General features: G+C 46.9%; 10 protein-coding genes and 1 pseudogene. 8 read left to right on the top strand and 3 right to left on the bottom strand.

Annotation, left to right across the window (positions count from 1 at the left end):
- From Q0338_RS05615 to Q0338_RS05585, 7 genes and pseudogenes are all read left to right on the top strand, one after another.
- Positions 1-180, top strand: a pseudogene (locus tag Q0338_RS05615) (CvpA family protein); the annotation flags it as partial.
- Positions 177-650, top strand: coding sequence for a Fur family transcriptional regulator (locus tag Q0338_RS05610; RefSeq protein WP_171992834.1), 474 nt, complete (start codon positions 177-179; stop codon positions 648-650). The pseudogene Q0338_RS05615 and the gene Q0338_RS05610, both read left to right, overlap by 4 nt.
- The gene (gene lysS / locus Q0338_RS05605) at positions 650-2,152 is read left to right on the top strand and encodes a lysine--tRNA ligase (protein WP_298085901.1); all 1,503 of its coding nucleotides are present in this window, start codon (positions 650-652) and stop codon (positions 2,150-2,152) included. The genes Q0338_RS05610 and lysS overlap by 1 nt, the downstream gene beginning before the upstream one ends.
- Positions 2,152-3,396: a serine hydroxymethyltransferase gene (locus Q0338_RS05600; protein ID WP_298085900.1), complete on the top strand. Its 1,245-nt coding sequence runs from the start codon at positions 2,152-2,154 to the stop codon at positions 3,394-3,396. The genes lysS and Q0338_RS05600 overlap by 1 nt, the downstream gene beginning before the upstream one ends.
- A complete protein-coding gene (locus tag Q0338_RS05595; protein WP_298085899.1) occupies positions 3,396-3,938 on the top strand; it encodes a DUF1882 domain-containing protein in 543 nt (180 codons plus the stop codon). The genes Q0338_RS05600 and Q0338_RS05595 overlap by 1 nt, the downstream gene beginning before the upstream one ends.
- A 9-nt stretch (positions 3,939-3,947) precedes the next feature.
- A complete protein-coding gene (locus Q0338_RS05590) occupies positions 3,948-4,874 on the top strand; it encodes an ABC transporter ATP-binding protein (RefSeq protein ID WP_298085898.1) in 927 nt (308 codons plus the stop codon).
- Complete coding sequence (locus Q0338_RS05585) at positions 4,871-5,686, top strand: shikimate dehydrogenase (protein WP_298085897.1); 816 nt, start codon at positions 4,871-4,873, stop codon at positions 5,684-5,686. Before Q0338_RS05590 ends, Q0338_RS05585 begins: the two co-directional genes overlap by 4 nt.
- Here Q0338_RS05585 and pyk read toward each other — a convergent pair.
- Positions 5,662-7,116, bottom strand: a complete 1,455-nt coding sequence (pyk, locus tag Q0338_RS05580; RefSeq protein WP_298085896.1) for a pyruvate kinase — start codon at positions 7,114-7,116, stop codon at positions 5,662-5,664. The genes Q0338_RS05585 and pyk overlap by 25 nt on opposite strands.
- Before the next feature lie 80 nt (positions 7,117-7,196).
- On the opposite strand from pyk, the gene dctP reads away from it, so the two are divergent.
- Positions 7,197-8,252, top strand: coding sequence for a TRAP transporter substrate-binding protein DctP (gene dctP / locus Q0338_RS05575; protein WP_298085895.1), 1,056 nt, complete (start codon positions 7,197-7,199; stop codon positions 8,250-8,252).
- Between the two features lie 288 nt (positions 8,253-8,540).
- Here the strand turns inward: dctP and recR are convergent, their stop codons facing one another.
- Together recR and Q0338_RS05565 are read right to left on the bottom strand one after the other, a co-directional pair.
- Positions 8,541-9,113, bottom strand: coding sequence for a recombination mediator RecR (recR, locus tag Q0338_RS05570; RefSeq protein ID WP_002948255.1), 573 nt, complete (start codon positions 9,111-9,113; stop codon positions 8,541-8,543).
- Positions 9,097-9,492: ATP-binding protein (locus Q0338_RS05565; protein WP_298085894.1), on the bottom strand; the 396-nt coding region annotated here is incomplete at its 5' end. The genes recR and Q0338_RS05565, both read right to left, overlap by 17 nt.

The following is a 9,492-nucleotide window of genomic DNA, read 5'->3' as shown; positions in this document are numbered from 1 at the left end:
CCGTATTTTAGGGGAAGTAAACTGTACCCGATTTTGCTGGATACCGGCAAATGGATAATGAATGTTAACGTAAAAGGCATATCAGGTGGCGTGGGAAATATCGAAACGCCGTTTGACGCATCTATGCAGGAGCAAAGACCAAATTTGGAGATAAATTCGACGATTAAGGAGTATAAATAATGATTGAGAATTTAGAATACGACGCGCTTCTTGAGAAATTTAAAAAAATTTTGAGAGATAACGGGCTAAAATACACGCAACAGCGAGAAGTTCTACTAAAGACGCTCTACAACAACGACGAGCACTTCACTCCGGAGAGACTTTATTTTTTCATTAAAGAGACCTATCCTGACTTAAACGTCGGTATCGCGACCGTTTATAGGACGCTAAATTTGCTCGAAGAAGCCGAGATGGTAACCTCCATCAGCTTTGGTTCGCAAGGTAAAAAATTCGAGCTCGCAACCAAGCCTCACCACGATCATATGATATGCCGCAGATGCGGAACTATCATCGAATTTGAAGACGCAACCATAGAAAAAAGACAAGCAAATATCGCAAAAGAACACGGGTTTAAGCTAACCGGACACATGATGCAGCTTTACGGAGTGTGCAAAGAGTGCAATGCCAAAGAGGCAAAGGGCGGCAAGTGATATTTGAAAATCAACTGGAGATCCAGAGGCTAGAGACTGCAAATGAGTTAAGAAGCGCAGGCGTAAATCCCTATCCGCACTTTTTGCGCCGCGATATGGATATAACTAAATTTAGGCTCAAATTTAAACATATAATAGACACCGAAGAAAAGAGCGCCGAAGGCCAGCTAGTAAGCCTCGCCGGACGCGTTAAGCTCATCAGGGATGCAGGCAAGGCGATATTTGCCAACATCGAGGATGAGGACGGCAATCTTCAAATTTACTTTAGTAATAAGACGCTTGATCCTGATTGGTTTAAGGTCGTAAAGAAAAATATCGAAGTAGGCGACATCATATATGTACGCGGATATGCCTTCGTCACGCGAACGGGCGAATTTTCTATGCACGTTAGCGAGCTAACCTTGGCGTCAAAGGCCATTTCGCCGCTTCCGGAGAAATTTCACGGACTAACGGACATCGAGACTAGATATCGCCAGAGATACCTCGATATGATAATGAACCCCGAGGTTAGGGCTGATTTTAAGCGCCGCTCGGTTATCGTTAGCACGATTCGTAGATTTTTCGAGGACAAGGGATTTTTAGAGGTTGAGACCCCTATGATGCACCCGATCCCTGGCGGAGCGAACGCTAAGCCTTTCGTCACGTTTCACAACGCGCTTGGCGTGGAGAGATTTTTACGCATCGCGCCAGAGCTTTATCTAAAGCGTCTCATCGTGGGCGGTTTTGATGCGGTTTACGAGATGAATAGAAATTTCCGCAACGAGGGCATGGACCTAACGCATAATCCCGAATTTACAAGCATTGAGTTTTACTGGGCGTGGCATACTTATCACGATTTGATGGGGCTAACCGAGGAGCTATTTAACGTGCTTCTTGATAAACTAGATATGCCTAAAATAATCGAATTTGACGGTATGCAGATCGATTTTAGCAAGCCGTTTAAACGCATAAGCTACAAAAAAGCGCTCGTAGAAATCGGCGGACTAGACGAAACTATCATTGACGATAAAGATAAAATTTTGGCCAAGCTCAAAGCGGACGGCTTTGAGGCAAACGCTAAGCTTGATTTGGGGCATTTGCAGGCCGAGCTTTTCGACAACTACGTAGAGAGCAAGCTAACCGATCCTACGTTTATCATCGACTATCCGATTTCTATCAGTCCGCTTTCTCGCAGAAGCGACGCAAATCCCGATATAGCCGAGAGATTTGAGCTATTTATCGCAGGACGCGAGCTAGCTAACGGCTTTAACGAGCTAAACGATCCGATTGATCAATACGGCCGCTTCGCTTCGCAAATCGAAGCTAAAAATGCAGGAGACGATGAAGCTCACGAGATGGACGAGGACTACGTGAGGGCTCTTGGCTACGCGATGCCTCCGACTGCGGGGCAGGGCATCGGTATAGATAGGCTCGTGATGCTACTAACTAATAAAAAATCCATCCGCGACGTGGTGCTTTTCCCTGCGATGAGACCGCAAAAAAACGAAACCAAGGAGAATTAATGAGTTTGCAAAGTTACGATAAAGAAATTTTTGATTTAGTAAATTTAGAACTAAAACGCCAATGCGACCACCTCGAGATGATCGCGAGCGAAAATTTTACCTATCCTGAAGTAATGGAAGTAATGGGCTCGGTTCTAACCAATAAATACGCGGAAGGCTATCCAGGCAAACGCTACTACGGCGGTTGCGAATACGTCGATCAGATCGAGCAGCTAGCGATCGATCGTTGTAAAGAGCTTTTTGGTTGCGAATTTGCAAACGTGCAGCCAAACTCAGGCTCGCAGGCGAACCAGGGCGTTTACGGCGCGCTTTTAAATCCGGGCGATAAAATTTTAGGCATGGATCTAAGCCACGGCGGACACCTGACTCACGGCGCAAAAGTAAGCAGCTCTGGCAAGATATATGAGAGCTTCTTTTACGGCGTAGAGCTTGACGGACGTATAAACTACGATAAGGTAATGGAAATCGCGCAAATCGTAAAACCAAAGATGATCGTGTGCGGCGCGAGCGCATATACGCGCGAGATCGAATTTAAGAAATTCCGCGAGATCGCCGACGCGGTAGGCGCTATACTCTTTGTGGACGTAGCGCACATTGCCGGTCTAGTCGTAGCCGGCGAGCATCAGAGTCCGTTTCCGCACTGCGATGTGGTGAGCTCGACTACGCACAAGACCCTTCGCGGACCTCGCGGCGGTATCATCATGACAAATAACGAAGAGTACGCTAAAAAGATAAATTCGTCTATTTTCCCTGGCATTCAGGGCGGACCGCTCGTTCACGTTATCGCGGCAAAGGCGGTAGGCTTTAAACACAACCTAAGCCCGGAGTGGAAAATTTACGCTAAGCAAGTCAAGGCAAACATCAAAAAGCTAGCCGAAATTTTAGTAAAACGCGGCTTTGATCTAGTTAGCGGCGGTACCGATAATCACCTGGTTTTAATGAGCTTTTTAAATCGCGAATTTAGCGGTAAAGACGCTGACATCGCTCTTGGAAATGCTGGCATAACGGTAAATAAAAATACGGTTCCAGGCGAAACTAGAAGCCCGTTTATCACAAGCGGTATCCGCATCGGAAGTCCGGCGCTTACGGCTCGCGGCATGAAAGAGGCGGAATTTGAGATCATCGCAAACAAAATCTCCGACGTGCTAAGCGATATCAATAATGCCGAGCTTCAAAGCAGGGTAAAAGCCGAGCTAAAAGAGCTTGCGAGCAAATTTATCATCTACGATAAGGCGACTTATTAATGCAGAGCATAGACACCGCGCTAATCAAAATGAACACGAGCCACTACTGGATCAAGCGCGATAATATCGTAAGTAAGATTGAGTATAGAGGGCGGACGTTTTTTAATAAATTTGAGCTCATAAATGAACCCTTAAGCTATCAGGTGATAAAAGATCACGACGAGGGCAAGATCACCGTCGCGCACTCGCTGATACTGCCGGGCGACAAGGTCGAAAATATCGTCTTTGACTACAACGGCAGGATGCCTGAGCGCTTTTGGCACCGAGCTCAGCTTTTGCTCCGCGAGGAGGGATTTATAAATTTTACCGCCTACGAGAGCAAGACGCCGGGACACTTGCACCTTTATATACACAAAGGGCACACGACGCTAAATGAGGGCTATCAGATCGCAAATAAGCTATCTATGCTGCTTAGTTCGCGTTTGGTTAAAGAGTGGAGAGTATTTCCGACGATGGAGCTACCGAAAGAATTTAACATCTTGACGTTACCGTATAAGGTCTATCAAAAAGAGCGCGGCGCAAGCTGGTCAAAACATATGTAAGGAGTAAAAATGGAGTATAACGAGCTAAGAGACATCATGCTTGATAACAACGAGGATAAAAAGAACAAAAACGTCAAGAGGATCCTCATCCTCGTCGCCGTTTTCGTCATTATCTTTTTAGCTGTTCTCATCGTGATGAAATTTTTAAATTCGCCGGAGACTAATGATCAAGTCGCGCAAACGGACTCTAGGCTGGTTTTGCCGCCTGAGCCAGACAATACGCGAAGCATCCCGCAGCAAGTGAGCGTACCTGCCACTCCGCCTAGCGAGCCTGCGCCGCAAGTAGCGCAAACTAACGTCCCTCCAGTCGCTCCGCCTCCTCCGTCCGAGCCTCAGGCGCAGCAGCCAAATCCTACTTTTGAGCAGGTGCCTATCGTGCCTGAAAACAAAGGTCAAGATAGCTTTGAGGATATGGTAAAAGCGCTCAAGGAAAAAGAGGATAAAAGACAGCAAGATGCAGGTGCGCCAGCTCCTACTCCGACCGAGCCTTCTACTATACAGGGCGCTTTAAAACAAAATGACGCTCCAGGTGCTCAACCAAGCGAGCCAAAAGCCGAGCCTAAGCAGCACGTAAACGTAGTAAAACAAAAAGAGCCTAAACAAGAAAAAGCTGCAAAACAGCCTAAAAACGATGCAGCTAAAGAAAAACAGGCAAAACAAAAGCCGGCAAAACAAGCTCCTGTAGCTAGCGGCGGGGATGCCCACAGCGGTAGTTACGTGCAAGTTTTCGCCGTTAAGCACTTTAATGAAAAAGCGCCGGAGTTTGGCAAACTAAAGGCCGCAGGATACGCCTATAAGCTATATAGGACGAACGTAAACGGCAATGAAATCATCAAGGTTCTAGTCGGCCCTTACAGCGGCGAGCAGCTAAAAAGCGAGCTTGCTAAAATCAAGCAAAGCGCGGCTCCAAACGCCTTTATCGTAAATATAAAATGATGGTTTTTGCCGTTTTTGGCAACCCTATATCCCACTCCGTTTCGCCGAGGCTACACAATCTAGCCCTCGGCGAGCTGGGTCTATCTCGCGAAGCTCTCTATACTCGCTACGAGCTAGCAGACGGCTCGCAACTCATCTCTAAATTTAAAGAACTAAAACTAAGCGGCGCGAACGTAACCGTACCTCACAAAGAAGCCGCGCTAGCGCAGTGCGATATCGAAGACGAAACGGCTGCCAAAATCGGCTCCGTAAATACCCTTGTAGCTCGCGGCGATAAAATTTACGGCTACAATACCGATGCGCCCGGATTTTTACGAACGATAGAGAGTTTTGGACATATAAATTCGGCTCTCATTTTGGGCGCTGGCGGAACGGCTAGAGCAGTAGCCTACGCCTTAAAAAGCCGCGGTGTGCGAGTTTGCGTGCTAAATAGAAGCGAGGAGAGGCTGGCAAATTTTGCTGAAATTGAAAAATTTAGCTGGGCAAATTTTGGCAAATTTAATGGCGGCAAATTTGACCTCGTCGTAAATACGACCTCGGCGGGGTTAAAAGATAAAAATTTGCCCGCGCCGATCGAGATTTTGCGTCCGATTTTTAGTGAAGCCAAATTTGCCTTTGACGTGATTTACGGCAAAAAAACGCCTTTTTTAAATTTAGCCGCCGCTAGCGGGCTCGCGCATAAAGACGGCTCTAAGATGCTGCTTTTTCAGGCGGTTTTAGCGTTAAATTTATTTTTCAAGGGCTCGCTTGACGAGGCTAAAATCGAAGCCTCGATGCGAAAAGCCCTCTATTTATCGGCTTCTTCTAGATAATAATCTATCTGAGCTTTTCTTAAAATTCTGATCAAGTCCGAGCTGCCCGCTACTCCCGTCGGATAGCCAGCGGTCATGATGTAGCTTTTGTCGTCTTTTATGTAGCCTTTTTCGACTGCGGCTTTGATCGATTTGGCCATGAGCGTGTGCAGTCTTTCTTCTTTTTCTATTACAAACGCGGCCGTTATGCCCCAGCAAAGAGTCAGCCTATACGCGGCCTGCTCGTTGTGCGTTATGGCGATGATATCTATATCCGTGCGGTATCTGGCTAGTTTCGCCGCCGAGCCGCCCGATGAGGTTAGCGCGATGATGCCGTCTACTTTTAGCGCCGAGGCGAGTCTGGCGGTACTAGATGCCATCATATCCGTATCGTCGTAGCGGTCAAAATCAAATTTGTTAAAAGGATAAATTTGCTGCGTTTGGATTATGGTGTTGCTCATCGCTTCTACGACGGCGACGGGGTTTATGCCGACCGCGCTTTCTTCGCTTAGCATGACTACGTCGGTGCCGTCTAGTACGGCGTTTGCCACGTCGCTGATCTCGGCTCTAGTAGCTGTTTCGTGCTCGGCCATACTTAGCATCATCTGTGTAGCCGTGATGACTGGCTTAACTGCTTCGTTTGCTTTTTTGATAATGAGCTTTTGGATCGTCGGCACCTTGTAGTAGGGCACCTCGATACCCAGATCGCCGCGCGCTACCATCACGCCGTCGCTAACCTCGATGATCTCGTCGATATTTTCCACGGCGTCAAATTTTTCTATTTTGGCGTAAATTTGAGCTTTGGAGCCAAAGCCCTTTAGGATTTCTCTAGCTTTTCTTATGTCGTTTGCGTTTTGTACGAAAGAGATCGCGACGAAATGCACGCCGTTTTTTGCGCCAAATTCTAAATCTTTTAAATCCTTAGGCGTGATAACCTCTATATTTAGCTTGGTGTTTGGGAAATTTACGCCTTTGTTCGAGCGGAGTATCCCGTCGTTTTCCACTACGGCTTCTACTTTTTGGGCGCTTGCTTGCGTGATTTTAGCGCGGATTTGTCCGTCGCATAGGTAGATGTATTCGCCCGTTTTTAGCGCGGCTAAAATTTGAGGCTGATTTATGCAAAGCTTATAGTGATTTTCGTCTATTTGCTCGCCGATTATTTCATCTTTTACGAAGATTAGCGTATCGCCGACTTTTAGTTTAAATTCGCTTCTGTCTAGCTTGCCGACTCTTATTTTTGGGCCGCAGATATCCTGAAATATACCTATCTTTCGCCCGAGTTTCGCCTCTACTTGCCTGATTTTATCGATATTTGATTTATGGTATTCGTGCGTGCCGTGGCTGAAATTTAGCCTAAAAGCATTGACTCCGGCTAAAACTAATTGCTCCATAACCTCTATGGATTCGCTGGCCGGTCCGACCGTGGCTAGGATTTTGGTTTTTTTATTCATGGATGCCCCTTTTTTGCGCAATTTTACCAAATTTTTAAAAAAAATAAGTATAATCGGCCAATTTATTTTAAGGAGCAAAAATGAAAAAGTTTTTAGCGGTTTTGGCTGCTTTCGGTTTAGCGCTAAGCGCGAACGCAGCGGACAAAACCTATAAGCTAAAGCTAGCTAGCACCTGGGAGAGCACGACTCCGGTTTTGGGCGACGCGGCGAAAGAATTTAAGCGCGTGGTCGAGACGCTAAGCGATGGCAGGCTAGAGGTGAGGATAGATTATCCATCTAAGCACAAGGCGCCGTTTGGTATCCTAGACTTTGTTAAGGGCGGTCAGTACGATATCGGCTATACTGCATCCTACTACTACAAGGGTAAGGACGCAAACACTATGTTTTTCACTGCCGTACCTTTTGGTATGACTGCTAGCGAGCTACGCGCATGGTATGAGTTTGGCGGCGGCAAGCAGCTAGAGGAAAAAGTTTACGATAAATACAACATAAAAGTCTTTAACGCCGGCGACACAGGCACGCAAATGGGCGGTTGGTTTAAAAAAGAGATCAAAAGCGTAGAGGATTTAAAAGGCTTAAAAATCAGGATCCCTGGCTTTGGCGGCGAGGTTATGGCGCGCGTGGGAGCTACGATAAACACAATCCCGACCGGCGAGCTATATATGGCGCTAGAGATGGGCACGATCGACTCGGTCGAGTGGGTTAGCCCTGCGTTTGATATGGGTCTTGGCTTTCACAAGATCGCCAAATACTACTACACGGGCTGGCAAGAGCCGAGCGGCCAAACTCAGTTTTTCGTAAACAAAAAGACCTACGAGAAGCTACCTGCCGACCTTCAGGCTGTGATCGAGGCTGCGGCTAACGAGGTAGCTAGCATGCTAAATACGCGCTCGTTCTTTGATAACGCAGAATACTGGGCGAAGATGAAAGCGGAGTATCCTGATATCGAGGTTCGCTCGTTCCCGCAAGACGTTATGGACGCGCTTAGAAAAGCAAGCGATGAGATTCTAGACGAAGAGGCTGCGAAAGATCCGCTGTTTAAGGAGATATTGGACTCTCAAAGAGCGTTTTTGGCTAAGGCTCGCGAGTGGACGAAAATTTCCGAGTTCTCGTATATCCAAAAAACTACGAAATAACTTCTAGCCGTTCGTTTCGGGCGGCTTAAATTTACGGCCTTCGGGTCGTAAATTTCTCTTTTTAAATTTTTCTTTTTATTCTTTATCGTGCTTGTAAAATTTTATTTTCGGACTACGTACTAAATTTGAGTCGTTGTAAATTTGATTAGCTTTGGCAGCGGATTAAATTTGAGGAGGAGCCTGTGTGAAATGCGATGGAAATTTGGCCGACCAATCTTAAATTTGGAGTCGGGCGAATTTAAAAATATGGCGTTAAATTGATAAAAATTTCGCGCGCCAGAGTTAAATTTACAGCTCAGTCCTGCTATCAAGCGCTTTCATGAGCGATAGAAGGTCGATATTTTCGAGATTTACGCCTGTTGGTACGCCTTGGGCTATCTTGCTAAATTTAACGCCCAAATCGCTTAGCTTATCCTCGATAAAAACCATCACCGCGTCGCTGCTAAGCCCCGGCGTTAGCGCGAAAATAATCTCGGTTACGCCGTTTTGGCGGATGACCTCGCGCAGTTTCTCGGTTTGCTCGGGAGTTATCTCCTCAAGCACAAAGTAGCGTCCGCGGTAGATCGCGCTTTGTTCGAAAACTAGGATATCCTTTGGGCTTTCTACGACCGCTAGTAGCTCCTTGTCGCGCGTTTCGTCGCTGCAAATGTCGCAAATCTCATCCTCGCTAAGCCCGCCGCAAATTTGACATTTGCCCGTAAATCTCACGGCATCCTCGATGCTTTGCGCGAGTTTTAGTCCGCCGAAGCTATCCTTTAGGCAGACGTGATAGGCGTAGCGCTGGGCGGACTTTTTGCCCACGCCCGGTAGCCGCTCAAAGGCCGCCACGAGCTCGTTAAATTTCTCAAGCCCTTTTTTCAACGCTTTCCTTTGGATTGGTGCAAATTTTAAATGAGTGGAAGCCGTCCTCGTATGAGTATTTTAGGCTAAATTTGTGCATACGGCAGATGTGGTCGATGATGTAGAGGCCTAGCCCCATGCCGCTGCTTTTGCTGCCCTTTTCGCGGATGAAGGCCTGCATGTAGTACTCGATAGGATTTTGTAGCGGTTGGCCTAGATTTCTCACGACGATACCGTCCGCGTCGCAGATGACCTGCGCCTTTTTGTCGTCGGCGTATTTTAGGGCGTTATCTATGAGATTTTTGATCGCGAGCGAAAAGAGCCCGAAATCCACGCGTAGCAATATATCTCGGCGGATAGCTACGTCTACTTTTTCTTCAAATTTATCTAGCATTAGCAT

This window comes from uncultured Campylobacter sp. (genome assembly GCF_938018145.1).
Lineage (GTDB): Bacteria > Campylobacterota > Campylobacteria > Campylobacterales > Campylobacteraceae > Campylobacter_A.
The sequence above is the reverse complement of the archived record's forward strand: the minus strand, read 5'-3'. Positions and strand labels throughout refer to the sequence as shown.

What these genes read in the sequence shown, in the direction of transcription:
- Q0338_RS05600 (WP_298085900.1), top strand. Translation starts at nt 2,152, where the DNA reads ATGAGTTTGCAAAGTTACGATAAAGAAATTTTTGATTTAGTAAATTTA.
- pyk (WP_298085896.1), bottom strand. Translation starts at nt 7,116, where the DNA reads ATGAATAAAAAAACCAAAATCCTAGCCACGGTCGGACCGGCCAGCGAA.
- Q0338_RS05585 (WP_298085897.1), top strand. Translation starts at nt 4,871, where the DNA reads ATGATGGTTTTTGCCGTTTTTGGCAACCCTATATCCCACTCCGTTTCG.
- Q0338_RS05590 (WP_298085898.1), top strand. Translation starts at nt 3,948, where the DNA reads ATGGAGTATAACGAGCTAAGAGACATCATGCTTGATAACAACGAGGAT.
- Q0338_RS05595 (WP_298085899.1), top strand. Translation starts at nt 3,396, where the DNA reads ATGCAGAGCATAGACACCGCGCTAATCAAAATGAACACGAGCCACTAC.
- dctP (WP_298085895.1), top strand. Translation starts at nt 7,197, where the DNA reads ATGAAAAAGTTTTTAGCGGTTTTGGCTGCTTTCGGTTTAGCGCTAAGC.